Here is an 18,109-nt window from a genome sequence, read left to right on the forward strand (position 1 = left end):
GGACCGGCTCGTGCCCGGCCCCGGTGACCCTCCTCAAGGCCGCCGTTGGACGAGCGACACCGACGGCGGCACCGGCGTCCCGCCGAGGCGGGCCTCGAAGGTCAGCGGGTGGTCCACGCCGGAGGGCACCCGTTCGCCCGCCGTGACGGTGAAGGGCACGCCGAACCGCCCGTGCGCGGGCACCCGCACCTCCTCCACCCGCTGGGGCGTCACCCGCCAGCCCTCGGGCGGCCGTACCCGGAGCGTGACCGTCCGCGCGACCCGGTCGAAGTTGTAGACGTCGAGGACCATCCGGGTGCGCGCCCCGAGGCGGTACCCGAGCGGCGGCTCCGCGTCGCCGTCGGCCTTGCCGGGAGCGGAGTCGGCCGCCGCGTACCGCTGGGCCAGGACGATGTGCTCCGCCGGGGAGAGGACCCGCGGCCGGAGCGGGCCGGACGGGGGCCGCGGCGTGCCGGGCGGCGGCGCGTCCGTCACCAGGTAGAGCGGGTCGCGGGACGCCCGCACGCGCACGGTGCCGCGCCGCGACCGGGGCGGCGCGGGGTGCGGGGCGCCCATGATGTCGTACACGCGCGTCGCCGCGTCCGGCACCGGCACGTCCACGGTCCGCGTGCGCGGCGCGCACACCACCGTCACCGTGCGCCCCGCGCCGTCGGCGAAGACGAACCCGGCCGCGCGCGGCAGCAACTCCGCCAGCGTCCGTACGTAGTTGGCCTCGCCGAGGAGCGCGGTCAGCGCGGCGTACGCGCTGTACGCGGGCAGCGGCTGGAAGGCGCGGCTGAACAGCGCGAACGAGGTGCCCTCGTCCGTGCACGGCGGCCCGCAGAACCAGAACTGCCGGTCCGTGCCCGCGGCCAGGCTCTCCACGGTCGACAGCACCAGGTAGCGGGCCTGTACGCGCTGCGTGGCGTACGGCAGGTCCGCGCCCGGCTCCGCGGGCAGGAAGGCGCCGCACTCCGTCATCCACATCGCGAGCCGCCGGGCCGGGGCCCCGTACCGCTCCCGCAGCTCCTGCTGGTCCTCGGGCGCCGACGGCGGCTCGGGGTCGGGGTCGTCCAGGGGCGGATAGCCGTGGAAGCTCCACACGTCGGCGTACCGCGCCACGTCGTTGCGCAGCATCAGCTCCTGGAAGACGCCCTCGCCCGCGATGCCCGGCAGCACCACGGGCGGCCCGCCCGGCCGGTCCCGGACGCCGAGCGCCGCCGCCTTCACGTACGCGGCGTGCTGGTCGCCGGTGCTCGCGGTGTCGTCCACGTCGGGCTCGTTGGAGAGCTGGAGCGCGTCGGCCACGGCCCGCTTGCCGCGTCCGGCGAGGTGGGCGGCGTAGCGGTAGGCGTCACGCAGGTCGGCGGGCAGCGGCACGGAGACCGGCGTCAACGCCCAGTCCGGGGGCGGGGACACCACTTCGAGGACTGCCAGGCCGTGCTCGTGAAAGGTGTCGATGACGGTGTCGTGCACCTCGCTGTCGAAGGGCGCGTGCCGGGCGCGCTGCGCGGCCGGCCAGGAGCTGCCGTCGCGGACGCACCCGACGCCCATCGCGGCGACGGCCGAGGCGAGCGCGGGCAGCCGCGCGGGCGGGACAAGCGCGAACGTGGCCACGTTGACGCCGAAGCGGTTCGCAGGGCCGGACACCGCACGGCGCGCGGGCAGCCGGGCGAACCGCCCGGTGACGGTGGACCGCGGGGACGTGCTCAGGGCCGCGACGGCGCGGTAGGCCCCCGGCGGCAGCGGGGGCAGGGGCGCCGCGGCCCCGGTGGCCCCCGCCGGGACGCGCACCGAGCCGGAGGCGACCCGCCGCGAGGAATAGTCGAGGACACGGTAGGAGACGGTCAACGGCTCGGGCGCCGACGCGTTCAGCTCGAAGCGCAAGGGCGCGTGCTCGCCGTCGCGGTGGTGGCCGAGACCGGCCGCCGGATCCCCGGCGTGCACCCGGCGCAGGGCCACCGGGACACGGGTGAGCGTGAACTCGTCCAGCAGGAAGCGGTATCCGGTGTACGTGTCCAGGACCGTCGGCCCGTCCACCCTGAACGTGACGGTGTTGGCGCCCCGGCACAGCTCGACGTCGCCGAGCGCGACCCGGGACAGCGCGCCCCAGGCCCTGGGCGACTCGTACCAGTGGGGCTGGGAGTGGGCGAGCGGCACCGGCTCGCCGCCGTTGACCGCCAGGCGGACGTACGAGCCGGGCTCCTCGGCGCCGGGCCGCTCCACGGGCACGGAGGTGACCGCCTCCAGACGGTACGGCCCGGCCGCCGGGGCCGTCACGGTGTACGTGGCGTACCAACCGCCCCCGGCGGGCGGGGGGTCGGCGGTGGCCAGCGCCAGGTACGCGCCGCCCGAGGCGCGGCGGTCGCGGGCGACGGGGAGGGTGGTGCGGGTGGGGAACTCCCCCTGAACGCTGATGATTTGCCGGTCCGGGGGTCGGCCCGCGGTGGCGTTCCTGGCCGTGGCCGCTGCGGACCCGGCCGCCAGGGCAAGTCCGGTGGCGATGCCTCCCGTGACGGCGGTGCGTCGGTCGATGCTCATGGGTCAAGGACACCGTGGCCGGGGCGGGGTCGCGTCCTGCGCGGGCAGGGGTCCGGCACCGGCCAGAGGGCCGGTCTCTCCTCCACCCCTGGGTGGAGAAGGGCGCCGGTAGGGTCGCGGTGTGGGACGGGGACCGACGGGTGCGGGGCCGGGCGGGCCGAGGGCCGCCGATGTGGTGGTTCCCGCGCTGCTCGTGGCGGGACATGTGGCGGCGGTCGTCCTGGGCGGGGTCCTCGACGGTTTCCCGGGCGGGGCCGGAGGCGAGGGCGGAGCCGGGGGCGGGGGAGGCGGCGCGGGCGCGGCCTGGCAGTCGGCTGTCGGGTCTCTCGTGGTGGTCCTGGCCGCGGCGGCCCTGGTGCGGCGGAGGACGGCCCCGGCACCGGTGTGCTGCGCCGCGCTCTGCGCCGACGTGGTGACACGGGCGCTGCTGCCCCAGTCGGTCCTGACGGCCGCGCTGCCCGTCGCCGTCTGGGTGGCGCTGTACTCCCTGTCCGTGCACCGGCCGGTGCGCCTCGCCCTGCCCGTCGCCGCCCTCGCGACGGCGGCGACACCGCTGCCCGGCGCGGGCGGTGACCTGGCCGGGCCCCTGCTCGACGACCTCGTCGCGGGGGCCCTGCTGCACGCGGCCGTCGTCCTTGGCGGGCGCCTGTGGGCCCACCGGAAGGCCGGGCGCGCCCGCGCCCTGGCGCGCCTGGCCGACGTGGCGGGCGAACGCCGAGTCGCGGCGGCCGCCGAGCGCGAACGGCTCGCCCGCGACCTGCACGACACCGCGGGGCACCACTTCACCGCCCTGGCCGTGCAGGGCGCGGCGGCGCGGCGTCTCCTCGACGCCCACCCCGAACTGGCCGACGAGGCCCTCGCCGCGGGCGCCGCGGTGGGCCGCGACGTGCTGGCCGCCCTCGGAGCCATGGTCGCGGCGGCCGCCGACGTACCGGACGAGGGGGACGGCGGGGGCGACGAAGGCGGTGGGGGCGGTGGGGGCGGCGGGGCCCGGAGGGGTGAGGGGTCCGAGAGGACGGTGGGGGCTTCGGGGGTTGAGGGGGCCGAGAAAGCTCTGGGAGCCGAGAGGGTTGAAGGCACGGAGAGGGATGAGGCCACGGAGAGGGGTGAGGGCACGGAGAGGGACGATCGGAACGCCGGGCTGCACGACGTCCTGCCGTCCCTGTGCGCGGGCCTGGAACGCCTCGGCACGCCCGTGTCCCTCGACCTCCACGGACGCCCCCGCGCCCTGCCGCCCGACGTCCGCGTGACGGCTTACCGTGTCGTGCAGGAGTCGCTGACCAACGCCATGCGGTACGCCGCCGGGGCACCGGTCACGGTACAAGTACGCCAGGGTCTCGTGGAGTTGACGGTCGCGGTGACCAACGCCCCCGCCCCGCGGCCCGCCGGAGGTGCCACGGCGTGGGGCAGCGGCCGGGGCCTCGGGCTCCTGCGGGAGCGGGTGGCGGCGCTGGGCGGGAGGCTGACGGCGGGGCCGGGGGCGCACGGGGGCTGGACCGTGGCCGCGAGCCTGCCGACCCCCGTACGGCGCGCCCGGCGCGCGTGGTGGCCGAGGGCGCTGGACGTGGCGGCGTTCACGGCCTGCGCGGCGGGGCCCCTGCTCGCGACGGCGGCGGGGCCCTTCGCCGCAGCCGCGCGAGGCGGCCCCGAACTCGCTGCCCTGGCCTGCCTCTTGACGGCGCACGCGGCCCCCCTGCTGCTGCGCCGCCGGGCCCCCGCGACAGCCCTCGCGGCCCTGCTCGCCGTGTCCCTGGCCTGGTCGGCGGCCACGGCCGCGGGCGTCCTCGGCTTCGCCTGGCTGACGGCGCTGGCCCTCGCGTGGCCGGGCGAACTGATCGCCCTGCACGCGGTCGGGGCGTACGGGCCCGCCCGCGCGACCTGGCCCGCGCCGGTGGCGGTGGGCGTCGTCGGCGGGACGGAGCTCGGGCTCGCGGTGGTGGCCGACCCGGCCGAGGCGGCGGGCTTCGGCACCGTGGCCGTGACGACGGCCCTGGGGCTGGCGGCGGTGCCCTGGCTGCTGCCGGTCTGGGGCCTCGGCCTGCTGGCGCGGGCCCGGCGCGGCGAGGGCGGCCCGTGGGAGCGGCGCGTGCTCGACGCGGTTGCCGTACGCGTCGGCGACGCGGCCGCCGGCGAACGGCGCCGCGTCGCCACGGCCCTGCACGGCACGGTCGTCGGCCACGCGGTACGGCTGGTGCGCAGCGCCGAGGCGGGCCTCGCCGGGACGGCCGACCGCAGCTCGGCGCTTGCGGAGATGACGACCGCCGCGCGCGGGGCGCTGGCCGGGCTGCGGGACCTGCTGGACGCACTGGACGCCCGCGCGCCCGCGCCGGGCCTGGGGAAACCGGATGCCGCGCACTCCCAGCCGGACGAGGGCCGTTGAGCGAGGCCGCACCGGCGTGCCGCACCACCGCCGTACCGGCGTGTCGTACCGCCGGTGCCGCACCACCGGCGCTCGTCCCAACTAGGACATGATCTGACCTACTTGAGTCCTACTGTCGTCGTGTTGCGAGGCCCGGCACGCACCGCGTCGGGCAGGACGGCACGAGGGGACGAGAGAACCATGGAGAACACCGCACCCGAGGGGTACACCAGCGTCGCGCCGTGGGTGGTCACCGACGACACCGGCGCGCTGCTGGACTTCGTCGCCGCCGCGTTCGGCGGGGAGGAGCTCGCGCGGGTGCCGGTCGAGGACGGCACCATCGGGCACGGCGAGATCCGCGTCGGCGACACGGTCGTGCTGGCCTTCGACCGGCGGCCCGACTGGCCGGTGATGCCCTCGCTGCTGCGGGTGTACGTCCCCGACGCGGACGCCGCGGTGGACGCCGCCGTCGCGCACGGCGGGCGGATCGTCACCGAGGTCCGCGACAGCGCGTGGGGCGACCGCGGCGGCCGCGTACGGGACCCCTTCGGCAACATCTGGTGGGTGATGAGCCGCCAGGAGGAGGTCACGCCGGAGCAGGCCTGGGAACGGATGTCCGAGCCGAAGTACGTCGAGGCCATGCGCGTGGCGCAGGAGACGCTGGACGTGGAGCTCAGCGGCCGCGAGACGGGCATCGCGAGCCGTCCGGTGGGGCCGCGTAACTGAACTCAGCGTCATTGACGGGAGCTGACGGCCCCCTCAGTGAGGGGCCGGGCCGGACGCGGGGGCGGCCGCACGAGCGCGCGTGTCCAGCCGGGCCGGGCGGGGGCGCGCCCGCGTCCACGCGGTTCACGCCGCGGCCGTGACCGTGGCGAGCGCGGAGCGGAGCGCGGCGTTGAAGCGGTCGGGGAACTCCTGGTGGGGCATGTGGCCGGCGCCGGCGAGCACGGTGAGGCCGGCGCCGGGGGTGAGGGCGGCACAGGTTCGGGCCACCTCCAGGGGGATCGCGGCGTCCAGCTCGCCGTGGACGTAGTGGACCGGCACGCGGAGGCCGGGCAGCGCGGGACGCGGGTCGTAACCCCGGGCGGCGGCCTGGTGCTCGTCGATGTGGACGCCGGAGTCCAGGATCTGGCGGACGGTCCGCTCCACGAGCGCGGGCGCGGTGCCCGGCGCGTACCACCCCGGCACCCAGGAGGTGACCGTGCCGGTCCGGTCGCGGCGCAGCCGGGTCAGCAGCTCCGCCTGGTCCTGGGGCCGCGTCGACGGCCAGTACGCCGGGGCCCCCACCGGGATCACACCGGCCGCCAAGTCGGGCCGGTGCAGGGCGAGTTCCGTCGCGAACGTCCCGCCGATCGACGAGCCGACGACCACCGGCCGGTCCAGCCGCAGCGCGTCGATCAGTGCCACCAGGTCGGCGACCACCCCGGCGATGGTGTTGCCCCGCCGGGGGTGGGCCGACCGGCCGCAGCCCCGCCAGTCCACGGTGACCACCCGGTGGTCCCGGGCGAAGTCGGGCACCTGGGCGTCCCAGGCCCGGCCGCTGGTGCCCCAGCCGTGCAGGAAGAGCAGCGCGGGGCCGCTCCCCTGGTCCTCGTAGTGGAGCGTGGTGTCGTCGACGTGCAGGCTGGGCATGGTTCTCCTCTGTTCCGGGGGGTGTCCCGTGGGCTGCACCGGGACTGCCCCATGGGCTGTGCCGCGGGCTCTCGCGGGCTCCCGCGGGCCACGGCTTCGCGGCGTCCTCAGCCAACCGTGATCACCTCCGCCGACCAAGGGGCGTCCCGCGCCTAAACTGATCGCGAACGGTGATCAATGCTGGTCACGGCGGGCGTGAGGCAGGTGGACGAAGGGGAGGGCGGGGAGCCATGGAGCTGCGTCAGTTGCGCTACTTCCTCACCGTGGCGGAGGAGCTGCACTTCGGCCGTGCCGCCGAGCGGCTGCACATCGCGCAGTCCGCGGTCAGCCAGCAGCTCCGCCGCCTCGAACGGGAACTGGGGGCCGAGCTGTTCACCCGTACCACCCGTGTCGTCCGGCTCACCGAGGCCGGCGACCGGCTCCTGCCGTACGCCAGGGAGATGCTGGCCCTCCAGGCCCGGGCCAGGGAGGCCGTCGACGACCTGCGCGCCGAAGGGGCCGCCACGGTGCGCCTCGGCACCAGCGCGGGTCTGGGGGCCCGCCTGGACGCCGTGCTCACCGCGTTCGGCGGGCACGCCGGAGCGGCCCAGGTGGAACTCGTCACCGGCAGCGTCGAGCACCGCCTGGCGCAGGTGCGGACCGGTGACCTGGACGCGGCCCTGCTGCGCGGCGAACGGACCCCCGAACCCGGGCTCGAGTTCCTGCCGCTGTGGGAGGACGCGCTGCTGGCGGCGCTGCCCGCGAGCCACGAGCTGGCCGCCCTGGAGACGGTCGAGCTGGCCCGGCTCGCGGAGCTGCCGCTGCGGCTCGCCCCGCGCTCGCGCAACCCCGCCCTCCACGACCTGGTGGTGCGCTCCTGCCGGGCGGCCGGTTACACGCCCGTGCCGGGGCCGGAGTTCACCAACGACCAGGACACGCTCGCCGCCATCGGCCACGGCAGACCGACCTGGACGGTCTTCTACGCCCCGCATGCCCGCCAACTGCCTGTACCCGGCGTGGTGTTCCGCCCCTTGAGCGGACCGGAACCCACCATGCCGACGTACCTCGTGGTGCGCGACGGCCCGCCAGGAGCCGCGCTCCGCGCCTTGATCGAAGCCTGCTACGAGGCGGCCGAGGCGACCCCGGTGCGAGGCTGAGGGGGGCGCGGCGCCCCGGCCGTCCGCGCGCGTCCGCCGTGCGGAAGCCGAGCAGCACCTGGCGGCTCGTCCGGGACACGAGGCTGCCGGAGGCATGGTCGGCGAAGGGGAGTCCGGGCACCGGGGTGGCACCTCCGCGGCGCACGGCACGGCGCCGAGGGCGCCGCCGAACGCACCATCCGCACAAGCCCCTTGGCCGGATCGCGACGGTCCCACCACACGGCAAGTTAGGGTGACCTAACTTGCGCGGCTCGCGGGGGACGGCGCGCGTCCGGAGCGGAGATGGGGAGGCAGCGGTGGCGGAGACGAACGGCGGAACCCTGGGGGCGGGCGGCGCGGACCGCGCGCACGTGGTCCAGCTCGTCCTCGGGAGCATGGCGGCCCAGACGCTGCGCGCGGCGCTGCGGCTGCGCGTGGTCGAACTCCTCGGCGACCAGGAGCGGCAGGCCGCCGAGGTGGCCGCGGACGCGGGTGCGCAGCCGCAGGCCATGCACCGGCTGCTGCGCGCCCTGGCGGGCCTCGGCGTCCTGGAGGAGCGCGCCCCGGGCGCCTTCGCGGTGACGTCCGCGGGCCGCCTCCTCGACCCGGGGCGGCCCGACTCGATGGCGGCGTTGGTGGGCATGTTCACCGAGCCGGCGATGCTGCGCGCCTGGGAGCACCTGGACGACGGCGTACGGACCGGCGGGACCACCTTCCCCAAGGTGTTCGGCAAGGAGTTCTTCGCCCACCTCAAGGACGAACCGGAGCTGTCCGCGCAGTTCAACGCGGCGATGAGCCAGGGCACCAGGGTCACCGCGGCGCAACTGCCGGACGCGTACGACTTCGGCCGCTTCACCACGGTCGCCGACGTCGGCGGCGGTGACGGCACCCTCTTGGCCGGGGTGCTCGGAGCCCATCCGAAGCTGTCCGGCATCCTGTACGACACCGAGGAGGGGCTGGCGCAGGCCGCGGAGAACCTGGCGCGGCACGGCGTCGCCGAGCGGTGCTCCCTGGTGGCCGGGGACTTCTTCGCGTCGGTTCCCGAGGGCGCCGACCTCTACCTTCTCAAGAGCATCGTGCACGACTGGCCGGACGACCGCGTGGTCACGCTGCTCGGCCACTGCCGCGCGGTGCTGCCGCCCGGCGGGCGCGTCCTGATCGTGGAGCCCGTCCTGCCCGACGTGGTCCCCGGCCCCAACGGCGGCCTGACGTACCTGAGCGACCTCAACATGCTGGTGAACGTGGGCGGCCGGGAGCGCACCCGCGACGAGTTCACGCAGGTGTGCGCCCGCGCGGGCCTCACGGTCACGTCGGTGACGCCGCTCGGCGAGGGCAACGCCTTCCACGCCATCGAGGCGGAGGCCACCGCCGGGTGACGGCGGGCGCCCAGGCCCGGGCACGACTGCCTCACGGGCCGGGCTTCCGCCAGGTCAGCGAGTACCGGCGGAGGACGTGCCGGCGGTAGCGCACGCCCGGCAGGATCCGGTGCGCCGCGGCCCGCACCTGGCCGTAGCTCAGCCGCGGGGCGGCCAGCGGCATCCCGTCGGGCGTGCGGGCGCGGCGCACCAGCTTCGTGAGGCGCACGACCGGGGCGGCCGCGACGGTCACGGCCCACTCCGCCGGACCCGCCGAGCGGGCGAGTCCCACCACCACCAACGTGCCACCGGGGCACAGGAGTTCCCGCATACGGGTCAGGGCCGCCTCGAAGTCCATGTGGTGGACGGCCGACACCGAGCAGACGAAGTCGTAGCCGCCGGTGGGCAGGTCCGCGGCGAGGAAGTCGCCCTCGACGAAGGTGAGCCCCGGCCGTCCGCGGGCGAGCCCGCGGGCACGGGCGATCATCTCCGGCGCCTCGTCGACGCCGGTGACGCGCTCGGCCCGCCCGGCCAGCTTCCGCGCCAGCAGCCCGTCGCCGCAGCCCACGTCCAGCGCGTCACGACACCCCGGCGGGACCGCCCGGAGAATGTCCCGGTGCCGAGCGACGTTCGTGTTCCAGTACGGCGAGAGGTCGTCAGGGGCGGGGTTGTCCCGGCCGGGGTTGTCCTGGCCGGGGTTGTCCTGGCCGGGGTCGTTCCGGCTGTCGAGGTCGCCCTGGTGGGGTTCGTTCCGGCGCATCGGGCCACCGTAGCCACCCGCGGCGGGCCGCGGACGCGCGGTCCTGCGCTGTAATGGTCACCGGCGAACGGGGGGTGGCTCCGCGGCGGCGGGGGAGGGGGAGCGATGGCGGTACGGGTGCTCGTGGTGGACGACCAGGCGGTGGTGCGCGCGGGCTTCGCGGCCGTCGTCGACGCCGAACCGGACCTGGCCGTGGTCGGGCAGGCCGCGGACGGCGCCGAGGCCGTCGCGCTGGCCCGCGCGCACCACCCCGACGTGGTCCTGATGGACGTCCGCATGCCGGGCATGGACGGCCTGGAGGCCACGCGGCGGCTGACGGCCCTCGACCCGCCGGCGCGGGTCCTGGTGCTGACCACCTTCCGGCGCGACGAGTACGTGTTCTCCGCCCTGCGCGGCGGCGCCTCCGGCTTCCTCCTGAAGGACTGCGAACCCGGGGAACTCGTCGACGCCATCCGCACCGTGGCCGCCGGGGAGGCGCTGCTCGCCCCGGCCGTCACACGCCGGCTCGTCGACGCCTTCGCCTCCGGCGCCGTGTCCCCGCGGCCCCGGCCCGACGGCCGCCTCGACGCCCTCACCGCGCGCGAGACGGACGTACTGCGCGAACTGGCCAGGGGCTCGAGCAACCCGGAGATCGCCCAGGCCCTCGGCATCGGCCGCTCCACGGTCAAGACCCACGTCAACGCCATCCTGTCCAAGCTGGGGCTGCGGGACCGGGCGCAGGCCATCATCTTCGCGTACGAGGTGGGGCTGACGGGGCCGGGCGCGAACGGGGCCGACACGGACGGCTGTTGACGTGTGAGCCGGGTGGTCCGTGAGCGGCCGGGGATACGTTGGGCCGTATGGCTGACGAGAGTTACGGACATCCGCGGCTCGCCGCGATCTACGACCGGCTCGACCCGGACCGGAGCGACCTCGACCTCTACCTCGGGTGCGTGCGGGAGTTCGGGGCGCGCCGGGTGCTGGACATCGGCTGCGGTACCGGGGTGTTCGCCCTGCTCCTGGCGGACCGCGGGGTGGAAGCCGTCGGCGTGGACCCGGCCCGGGCGTCCCTCGACGTCGCCCGGGCGAAGCCGGGCGGTGAGCGGGTGCGCTGGATCCACGGCGACGCCACGGACCTGCCGCCGCTGCGGGCCGACCTCGCGACGATGACGGCGAACGTCGCCCAGCACCTCACCGACGCGGCGGCCTGGAGCGGGACCCTGCGCGGCGCGCGCGAGGCCCTGCGCCCCGGCGGGCGCCTGGTGTTCGAGACCCGGGACCCGGCGTGGCGCGCCTGGGAGGGGTGGAACCGCGAGCGCACCCACGGCGTCACGCGCGTCCCGGGGGTCGGCGCCGTCGAGTCCTGGGTCGAGCTGGTCGAGGTGAGCCTGCCGCTGGTGACGTTCCGGTGGACCTACGTCTTCGCCGCCGACGGGCAGGTGCTGACCTCGGACTCGACGCTGCGCTTCCGCGAGCGGGACGAGGTCGGGAGCGACCTGGCCGCCCACGGCTACACCGTGGAGGACGTGCGCGACGCCCCCGACCGGCCCGGCAGGGAGTTCGTCTTCGTCGCGCGACGCCCCTGACTGCTCCGCCACTGAAGGGGTGTGGCGGGGGGAGACGCAGGTCACAACGGGCCGTGTCACATCCGGCCGCTGCGGTCCGTCGTATGGGTGGAACCACCGACCGACACGATGGAGCAGATCATGGAAGCGCGCCTGAACCCCTTCACCAACCCGGTCCTGGGCAAGGTCTTCAAGCACATCGTCGCCGCCAACAAGGTGCTCGAGGAGTCGACCCTGCCCCGCTCGACGCAGGAGCTGGTGAAGCTCCGCGCCAGCCAGATCAACGGCTGCGGCTTCTGCACCGACATGCACTTCAAGGACGCCGTGCACGCCGGGGAGTCCGCGGAGCGGCTCAACCTGGTCGCGGCCTGGCGGGAGGCCACGGTGTTCACCGAGGCCGAGCGCGCGGCGCTGGAGTTCGCGGAGGAGGCGACCCGCATCGCCGACGCGGCCGGCGGCGTCCCGGACGCGGTGTGGGCGAACGCCGCCAAGCACTACGACGAGGAGCAGCTCGGCGCCCTGGTGGGCGTCGTCACCGTCATCAACGCCTTCAACCGCGGCAACGTCGCGATCCAGACCCCCGCGGGCGACTACCAGCCGGGCCAGTTCGGCTGACGGGTCTGTCGACAGGGGCGCCGACGGGTCCGTCCTCGGGAGGGAACCGGCCTGCGGCGACGGAGGCGGGCCGGTCCATGGCGCCGGAGGCGGACGGGCCACCGGACCCGCCCGTCTCCCGCCCGGCAGGGCCGGGCCGACCCGGTCGCCCCGGCCCGGTCAGCGCTCCAGGACGCTGTCCAGTTCGGCCGCGAAGAGCACGGCGGGGTCGAACCCCATCCCGCTGAAGTGGCCCGCGAGTTCCAGGGACAGCGCGCCGTGCAGCCGGGTCCAGAAGGCCAGGGCGCGGCGCAGGGCCGCGGGCGGCGCGGGGTGGTCGCCCGCCCAGTCCCGGTGCCCCGCGAGGTGCTCCTGGAGCGGGCCCCCGGAGTCGCCCGGGGGCGGCGGCGTGAAGGCGTCGAGCAGGGTCGTCATGATCTCGGCGGCGATCCGGGTGATGTCGTCGGGCGCGTGGTAGCCGGGCACGGGCGTGCCGTAGACGAGGAAGTACCGCTGGGGGTCCGCCAGGGCCCAGTCGCGCAGGGCGTGCGCGAGACCGGCCGCGTCGGCTCCCGGGGCGGCGGCCGCGCGGAAGGCGTCGGCGAGGCTCCGGTACGCGTCCCGGACGAGTTCGGTGATCAGCTCGTCCCGGCCGGCGAAGTACCGGTAGAGGGCCGGGCCGCTCATGCCCATCTGCTTGGCGATCGCGTTCAGCGACAGCGCGGACGCCCCCGCCGTGGCGATCTGCTCCCGGGCGTGCTCCTTGATCTCCGCGCGCACCTGCGCGCGGTAGCGCTCCCGGGGCCCCTGCGGGCTCTTCTCCGCCATGGCGTGCCGCCTTTCCCGCCTGCCCGGCTAGATCGTGCAGATTTCGTTAGAGGTTATCAGGGAGCGTGGTCGCGACGCAGGGGCGCACATGTGTGGAATGCATACCCCTGGGGGGTACTTGACGTCGGCGGGGCGAAGGCCCTAGCGTCCTCTCTTGTCGGCGTGCATACCCCCCCGGGGTATGCACCACGTGAGGACGCTGTGAACGCCCCCCTCACGCCCGTCTCGCCCCTCTCGCCCCTCGACCCAGGAGGAACCCACCATGTGCACCACCACCGCCACCTCGCGGACCACCCCCGCCGGCCCCGCCGTCGTACGGGCGGGAAGCGCGGGGAGCAACGGCACGCTGCCCGACTGGCACCTGCGGGGCGAGTGGTTCGACGTGTGCAGTTGCGCGCTGCCCTGCCCCTGCACCTTCGCGCAGGCCCCGACCCACGGGGACTGCCTGTTCACCCTCGTCTGGCAGGTCCACGAGGGGCACTTCGGGGACGTACGCCTTGACGGCCTCGGCGTGGTCGCGCTCGGCGAGTTCGCGGGCAACATGTGGGTCGGGGACCCGGACGCCACGATGAAGGTGATGCTCTACATCGACGCCAAGGGCGACCGCGCCCAGCGCGACGCGCTGGAGCAGATCTTCGCCGGGCACGTCGGCGGCTGGCCGGGCGAGTTCGGCTCGCTCATCAGCGAACTGCGCGACATCCAGTACGCGCCGGTCCACTTCGACGCCGCCGAGGACCTGTCGTACTGGCGGGCCGACGTCGACGGCAAGGTCGCTGTCGGCGCCACCGCCCTCACCGGTCCCACCGCCGACCCCACACGCCGGGTCCAGCTCGTCAACGCGCCGGGCGCCGAGGCGGGGCCGGGGCAGATCGCCACCTGGGGCGTCGTCGACCGCGACCACGCCGAGGGCTTCGACTTCTCCCACACCTACCGCGGCGGGTCGAGCAAGCACTTCCCCTTCGACTGGCGCCCCTGACCCGCGCCGGGCCCTGACCCGCCCGGCCCAGGGCCCCGTCCGGCCTGGACCCGCGCCCGGCCCCGGACCCGGGCCGGGCGGGTCCCTCGCGGTGTCCTGTCTCAACGGGACACCAACGGGACACCCGAACCCGTATCCCCACACGCGTACCACCGACCAACCCCCTTCTCGCGCCCGCCACTTGGCGCTTCCGGTGGAACGCGCATCCCTTCGCAGCGGTGTGGGAACCGCAGTGGTGAGGGTCGACCCATGAGGCATCCGCGGGACCGGAAGGGGCACAACGCCACCCCGAGACCCCTGCCGCTCCGTCGACACGTCCACCGCACCGCCGAAGACCTGACAGCGCGCACCAACGGGGGAGAACGATGAGACGTACGCACAGTGCCGCCCGCTTCCTGCTCTCCGCAGCACTGATGGTGACAACGGCCGGTATCGCGGCGCCCACCGCCACCGCCACCGCGGCCGAGGCCGAGTCCTGCACGTGGACACGGACCGCCCTGAGGATGCCCGCCGGCGCGCTCGCCGGCAGCGTGACCGCGGCCGACGGAGAGGGCGGCTACGCGGGCGCCCTCTCCTACGGCGCCCATTCCGAGAAGAACGGCGCCGCGGTGTGGAAGAACGGCGAGTTCACCGCGTACGCCAACCTGAACGATCCGGACTTCCAGAACCGGGTGGCCGTCCACGGCCTCAACGACGCCGGGACGGTCGTCGGCGACGTCCACCGGCAGGCAACCGGCTTCCCCGCCGCCGTCCACTCGCGCAACCACGGGATGGAGCGCCTGCCCGAGCTGCCCGGCGCCTACGCATCGAGGGCGGAAGGCATCAACGACCACGGGGACGTCGTCGGCGGCGTCGCGATCGACGACGAGGACGGCAACCGGTGGCATCCGGTCCTCTGGCCCGCCGACAAGCCCGGCACCGTGGTGGCGCTGACCGGCCTGCCGACGGGCACGGACGCGATCGCCACGGGCATCGACCAGGACGGCACCGTGCTGGTCTCGGTGGGGAACGGATTCGGCGAGGACACGCCCTACCTGTGGAAGGACGGCGAGGCACGCGCACTGCCCGTCCCCGACCGGACCCGGGACGTCGTCACACGCGGGATGTCCAACGGCCGGGTCGTCGCGGACGTCACCTCCTACGAGGGGCCCCCGCGGAGCGTGCTGTGGGATCGCGACGGCGAGCCGCGGGTGGTGTCGCGGAACGCGGACATCCGGGGCATCAACCGCGATGGACAGATCGTCGGGCGCACCGACGACCCGAGCTGGCGGGAACAGGGCGTGTGGCGGTTGACGGCGCTCGACGCCACGCTGAAGTGGGAGCCCGACCGCGGACTGCAACTCCTCGTCTCCAGTGACGACGGCACGATCGCGGGCCGGAGCTGGGCGATCCCCGGCGGGCGGGACGAGCCGACCGTCTGGGCCTGCCGCTGAGCGCACTCCCGCGCCGCGTCCGACGCTCCCGCAGGCGCGGCCTTTCCCTTGCCACCGACCGCGGTGACCCCGCCGTCGGCGGCGAGGTCACGTACCGCGCGACCGATGAGTCCGCGGCCCCCGGCCGGTCCAAGCTCGTGACACGCCAGCACTGGTGACACGCCAGCACTGGTGCCACGCCGGCACCCGTGACACCCCGGGAAAGGACACCGCCATGTCGGAGCTTCTCGTCGACTTCATCACCTCCCTCGACGGCCACGCGTCGGGGGAGGGCTGGCCCGGCTTCTGGGGCCTGGAGGGCCCGGAGTACCTCGCATGGCTCGGTGAGCAGCCCGAGGCCACCTACCTGATGGGAGCGAACACCTACCGCCTGATGTCGGGCTTCGCCGCGGGCGAGGTCCCGGACGGCCAGGACGAGTTCCGGCCCGAGGAGGAGGCGTCCGTCGACGAGCTCACGCAAGCGCCCAAGGTGGTGTTCTCCTCCTCGCTCAAGGAGCCGCTGACGTGGGCCAACTCCACGCTCATCCGTGACGACGCCGTCGGGACGGTCCGTGCCATGAAGTCGAGTGGCTCCGGACTCCTCAGCACGATCGGCAGCCTCAGCCTGTGCCGGTCCCTGCTGCGGGCCGGACTCGTCGACCGCTTCCGGGTCGTGATGTTCCCGGTGATCACCGGGGCCACGGGCGAGGAACGCATCTACGACGGCTATCCGGACGTCGCCCTCGAGATGATCGAGCACCGGACCTTCGACGGCCGCATCCAGCTCGTCGAGTACAAGCCCCGCGTGCTCGAACACCCGCCGCTCGGCGCCCCCGCCTGACGTCGCCGGTACACCGGTCCCGGACACCGGTCCCGTACGCCGGTCCCGTACGCCGGTCCCGTACAGCCGGTCCCGTACGTCGGTCCCGTACGGCCGGTCCCGTACGCCGGTCCGGACACCGGTGGCGCCCGGCGACGGCTCACAGGTGCGGTGCCGAGTCCGACGGGCAGCCGGATTCGGGCAGGACGCCCCGGCCGACCCCGCGGCGCGTGGGGCGCGCGCGGGGTGGTGGGGCAGAGGGGGTCCCGCCCGGGGCGTTCGTCGTGGGGCAGCGGGGGCGGACGTCACCCTGGCCGCCACACGGGCCCCCGGAGTCCGCAGCCGGCGTACTCGGCATCCGCCCGGAAGGGGACACGCGCCGACAAGTGGTCGGCGCGAACGGCTCATTGCGGCACATGCCCGGCGGCAGTAGAAGAGGCATTGACCCCCTACGTTGCGGCCGCGGCGTCCAGCAAGGCATCACATCGCAGCTCTCAGAGAAGCCGGGTGATCCAGCATGCCGCACGACCCGCACACCGCAGTGACGAACGAACCCGACGAAGCGGCCGTCGCTCCGGTCGTCGAACAGGAAACCGTCCTGCAGCCGCCGTCCCAGGGCACTCAGGGCGACACCCAGCACGCGACCGGAGAGGGCCTGGAGCACGTCGAGGGCTACCGGCGCCCCGAACACTTCGCGCCGGAGGCCTGGACGGCCCCGACCGCCGTGCTGCCCGACATCGGCGAGGCCTCGTACGGCCCACCGCCCCCGGCTCCCGAGACCGTGCACGGGCCCGACGACCGCGTACAGATCACCAACACCACCGTGTACCCGTGGCGGGTGCACTGCTACCTGCTGATCACGGCCCGCGACAACGCCCGCTACCAGGGCACCGGCTGGCTGCTCGGCCCCCACACCCTCGCCACCGCGGGCCACTGCGTCTACATCAAGGGCAGCGGCGTGGCCGGCCGGGACGGCTGGGTCAAGAGCATCCAGGTCATGCCCGGACGCAACGGCGGTTCGCTGCCCTACGGCAGCATCACCTGCACCAGCTTCCGGTCCGTGCTCGGCTGGACGCAGGACGGCGACGAGAACTTCGACTACGGCGCCATCATCGCGCCCTCCGACATCGGCTCCACCACGGGCTGGTTCGGCTTCGGCGTGTGGTCGGACTCGGACCTGCTCAAGACCACGGGGAACATCGCGGGCTATCCGGGCGACAAACCGCCCGGAACGCTCTGGTACGCGGCACGCGGCATCGACTCGGTGGCCGCGCGCAAGGTGTACTACGACATCGACACCGCCGGCGGGCAGAGCGGAAGCTCCGTCTACCGCATCGACAACAACAACCGCTACGGCTTCGCGATACACGCCTACGGCGGGGCACGGGTGAACTCGGGAACCCGGTTCACCACACCGGTCTTCAACAACTACGTGGCATGGAAGGCGTGAGCACACCCCCATGAGCGGCGGCGACTCCGCGGTGGAGATCACCGGACGCGTCCGGGACGCCTCCGGCGCGCCGGTGCCGGGCGCGCACGTCCTGTTCACCGACGGGCCCCGGCCGCTGCCGGACATCGCGGCCGTGACGGACGCCGAGGGACGCTTCTCCCTCGGCGCCCCCACGGCGGGCCGGTACACGCTCACCTGCCGGGCGGACCCCCTCACGGGCCCGCCCGGCACGGCCGAGGCCACCGTGCGCGTCGGACCGACGCCGTCGGCCACCGCTCCGGGGCCCGTACGGATCGAGCTGACGCTGGGCTGACATGCCCTGAGCCCCTACGCCCTCGCCGCGGGAAAAGACCTAGCCGGCGACAATGGCACCGAGGATCATGCCGCCGATCAGCCCGACGGCACCGACTATCAGGGCGATGGTGGAGAGCCGCTCGTGCCGGGCGAACTTGGCGATGAGGGCCAGGATCAGCCCGCCCAGTCCGAAGACGATCGGCAGGAAGAGGAAGCCGATCGCACCCATGACGATCGCGATGATGCTGAGAACGTTCTCGCCGGCACCGCTCCTGGCCGGGGCGTGGTGCTGCCCGACCGGCTGGTTACCGTACTGCGTGGTCATCTCTCGCTCCTTCGCGTCGGTCGCTCCGAGATCCGGTCTGACGACGACCGGCCTGACGTCCGGGTGCCCCGAACACCCGGCTCCATACGGCCAGCAGCCGTCCGTCCGCTCCTCGCTGGTGCGCG

At 74.9% G+C, this 18,109-nt stretch carries 17 protein-coding genes; 12 read left to right on the plus strand and 5 right to left on the minus strand.

Translation table 11 applies throughout. The features are described 5' to 3' along the window. Positions 1–33 precede the first annotated feature (33 nt). The gene (locus IE330_RS02910) at positions 34–2,520 is read right to left on the minus strand and encodes a hypothetical protein (RefSeq protein ID WP_190134220.1); all 2,487 of its coding nucleotides are present in this window, start codon (positions 2,518–2,520) and stop codon (positions 34–36) included. A 121-nt stretch (positions 2,521–2,641) separates the two neighbouring features. On the opposite strand from IE330_RS02910, the gene IE330_RS02915 reads away from it, so the two are divergent. Both IE330_RS02915 and IE330_RS02920 read left to right on the plus strand, forming a co-directional pair. After that, on the plus strand, positions 2,642–4,900 hold the full coding sequence (locus IE330_RS02915; protein WP_190134221.1) for an ATP-binding protein: 2,259 nt from the start codon (positions 2,642–2,644) through the stop codon (positions 4,898–4,900). A gap of 180 nt (positions 4,901–5,080) precedes the next feature. Further along, entirely contained in the window at positions 5,081–5,605 is a 525-nt protein-coding gene (locus tag IE330_RS02920) for a VOC family protein (RefSeq protein ID WP_190134222.1), read from the plus strand. Positions 5,606–5,728: 123 nt separating this feature from the next. Here IE330_RS02920 and IE330_RS02925 read toward each other — a convergent pair whose 3' ends face one another. Continuing rightward, complete coding sequence (locus IE330_RS02925; RefSeq protein WP_190134223.1) at positions 5,729–6,511, minus strand: alpha/beta fold hydrolase; 783 nt, start codon at positions 6,509–6,511, stop codon at positions 5,729–5,731. A gap of 230 nt (positions 6,512–6,741) precedes the next feature. Here IE330_RS02925 and IE330_RS02930 point away from each other — a divergent pair, with 230 nt between their 5' ends. Beyond that, a complete protein-coding gene (locus tag IE330_RS02930; protein WP_190134224.1) occupies positions 6,742–7,647 on the plus strand; it encodes a LysR family transcriptional regulator in 906 nt (301 codons plus the stop codon). A 296-nt stretch (positions 7,648–7,943) separates the two neighbouring features. Then, positions 7,944–9,002, plus strand: a complete 1,059-nt coding sequence (locus tag IE330_RS02935; RefSeq protein WP_229925314.1) for a methyltransferase — start codon at positions 7,944–7,946, stop codon at positions 9,000–9,002. 31 nt (positions 9,003–9,033) lie between these two features. On the opposite strand, the gene IE330_RS02940 is transcribed toward IE330_RS02935, so the two are convergent. Further along, a complete protein-coding gene (locus tag IE330_RS02940) occupies positions 9,034–9,741 on the minus strand; it encodes a class I SAM-dependent methyltransferase (RefSeq protein WP_190134225.1) in 708 nt (235 codons plus the stop codon). A gap of 105 nt (positions 9,742–9,846) precedes the next feature. On the opposite strand from IE330_RS02940, the gene IE330_RS02945 reads away from it, so the two are divergent. The 3 genes from IE330_RS02945 to IE330_RS02955 all read left to right on the plus strand — a co-directional run bounded on the left by IE330_RS02945 (position 9,847) and on the right by IE330_RS02955 (position 11,900). Continuing rightward, positions 9,847–10,533, plus strand: a complete 687-nt coding sequence (locus IE330_RS02945; protein ID WP_190134226.1) for a response regulator — start codon at positions 9,847–9,849, stop codon at positions 10,531–10,533. A gap of 47 nt (positions 10,534–10,580) precedes the next feature. Continuing rightward, on the plus strand, positions 10,581–11,306 hold the full coding sequence (locus tag IE330_RS02950) for a class I SAM-dependent methyltransferase (protein WP_190134227.1): 726 nt from the start codon (positions 10,581–10,583) through the stop codon (positions 11,304–11,306). A 120-nt stretch (positions 11,307–11,426) separates the two neighbouring features. Then, on the plus strand, positions 11,427–11,900 hold the full coding sequence (locus IE330_RS02955) for a carboxymuconolactone decarboxylase family protein (RefSeq protein WP_190134228.1): 474 nt from the start codon (positions 11,427–11,429) through the stop codon (positions 11,898–11,900). Between the two features lie 159 nt (positions 11,901–12,059). Here IE330_RS02955 and IE330_RS02960 read toward each other — a convergent pair whose 3' ends face one another. Then, a complete protein-coding gene (locus tag IE330_RS02960; RefSeq protein ID WP_190134229.1) occupies positions 12,060–12,707 on the minus strand; it encodes a TetR/AcrR family transcriptional regulator in 648 nt (215 codons plus the stop codon). 262 nt (positions 12,708–12,969) lie between these two features. Between IE330_RS02960 and IE330_RS02965 the strand changes: the two genes are divergently transcribed. The 5 genes from IE330_RS02965 to IE330_RS02985 all read left to right on the plus strand — a co-directional run bounded on the left by IE330_RS02965 (position 12,970) and on the right by IE330_RS02985 (position 17,678). Continuing rightward, positions 12,970–13,683, plus strand: a complete 714-nt coding sequence (locus IE330_RS02965) for a DUF1326 domain-containing protein (protein ID WP_190134230.1) — start codon at positions 12,970–12,972, stop codon at positions 13,681–13,683. Between the two features lie 365 nt (positions 13,684–14,048). Then, positions 14,049–15,116 (plus strand): hypothetical protein, encoded by a 1,068-nt coding sequence (locus tag IE330_RS02970; protein WP_190134231.1) that lies wholly within the window; start codon positions 14,049–14,051, stop codon positions 15,114–15,116. 214 nt (positions 15,117–15,330) lie between these two features. Beyond that, positions 15,331–15,936 (plus strand): dihydrofolate reductase family protein, encoded by a 606-nt coding sequence (locus IE330_RS02975; RefSeq protein WP_190134232.1) that lies wholly within the window; start codon positions 15,331–15,333, stop codon positions 15,934–15,936. Positions 15,937–16,432: 496 nt separating this feature from the next. Beyond that, entirely contained in the window at positions 16,433–17,365 is a 933-nt protein-coding gene (locus IE330_RS02980; protein WP_190134233.1) for a trypsin-like serine peptidase, read from the plus strand. 10 nt (positions 17,366–17,375) lie between these two features. Next, positions 17,376–17,678, plus strand: coding sequence for a carboxypeptidase-like regulatory domain-containing protein (locus IE330_RS02985; RefSeq protein WP_190134234.1), 303 nt, complete (start codon positions 17,376–17,378; stop codon positions 17,676–17,678). 39 nt (positions 17,679–17,717) lie between these two features. On the opposite strand, the gene IE330_RS02990 is transcribed toward IE330_RS02985, so the two are convergent. Continuing rightward, positions 17,718–17,984, minus strand: a complete 267-nt coding sequence (locus tag IE330_RS02990; RefSeq protein WP_190134235.1) for a hypothetical protein — start codon at positions 17,982–17,984, stop codon at positions 17,718–17,720. Between the last annotated feature and the right edge of the window lie 125 nt (positions 17,985–18,109).

The sequence above is a fragment of the Streptomyces longispororuber genome (genome assembly GCF_014656095.1).
GTDB classification, from domain to species: domain Bacteria; phylum Actinomycetota; class Actinomycetes; order Streptomycetales; family Streptomycetaceae; genus Streptomyces; species Streptomyces longispororuber.

Bases quoted from the DNA above. Each gene is read 5' to 3' on its own strand.
- IE330_RS02970 (WP_190134231.1), top strand. From the start codon at position 14,049: ATGAGACGTACGCACAGTGCCGCCCGCTTCCTGCTCTCCGCAGCACTG.
- IE330_RS02930 (WP_190134224.1), top strand. From the start codon at position 6,742: ATGGAGCTGCGTCAGTTGCGCTACTTCCTCACCGTGGCGGAGGAGCTG.
- IE330_RS02975 (WP_190134232.1), top strand. From the start codon at position 15,331: ATGTCGGAGCTTCTCGTCGACTTCATCACCTCCCTCGACGGCCACGCG.
- IE330_RS02940 (WP_190134225.1), bottom strand. From the start codon at position 9,741: ATGCGCCGGAACGAACCCCACCAGGGCGACCTCGACAGCCGGAACGAC.
- IE330_RS02910 (WP_190134220.1), bottom strand. From the start codon at position 2,520: ATGAGCATCGACCGACGCACCGCCGTCACGGGAGGCATCGCCACCGGA.
- IE330_RS02955 (WP_190134228.1), top strand. From the start codon at position 11,427: ATGGAAGCGCGCCTGAACCCCTTCACCAACCCGGTCCTGGGCAAGGTC.
- IE330_RS02965 (WP_190134230.1), top strand. From the start codon at position 12,970: ATGTGCACCACCACCGCCACCTCGCGGACCACCCCCGCCGGCCCCGCC.
- IE330_RS02950 (WP_190134227.1), top strand. From the start codon at position 10,581: ATGGCTGACGAGAGTTACGGACATCCGCGGCTCGCCGCGATCTACGAC.
- IE330_RS02945 (WP_190134226.1), top strand. From the start codon at position 9,847: ATGGCGGTACGGGTGCTCGTGGTGGACGACCAGGCGGTGGTGCGCGCG.
- IE330_RS02980 (WP_190134233.1), top strand. From the start codon at position 16,433: ATGCCGCACGACCCGCACACCGCAGTGACGAACGAACCCGACGAAGCG.
- IE330_RS02925 (WP_190134223.1), bottom strand. From the start codon at position 6,511: ATGCCCAGCCTGCACGTCGACGACACCACGCTCCACTACGAGGACCAG.
- IE330_RS02985 (WP_190134234.1), top strand. From the start codon at position 17,376: ATGAGCGGCGGCGACTCCGCGGTGGAGATCACCGGACGCGTCCGGGAC.
- IE330_RS02960 (WP_190134229.1), bottom strand. From the start codon at position 12,707: ATGGCGGAGAAGAGCCCGCAGGGGCCCCGGGAGCGCTACCGCGCGCAG.
- IE330_RS02920 (WP_190134222.1), top strand. From the start codon at position 5,081: ATGGAGAACACCGCACCCGAGGGGTACACCAGCGTCGCGCCGTGGGTG.
- IE330_RS02990 (WP_190134235.1), bottom strand. From the start codon at position 17,984: ATGACCACGCAGTACGGTAACCAGCCGGTCGGGCAGCACCACGCCCCG.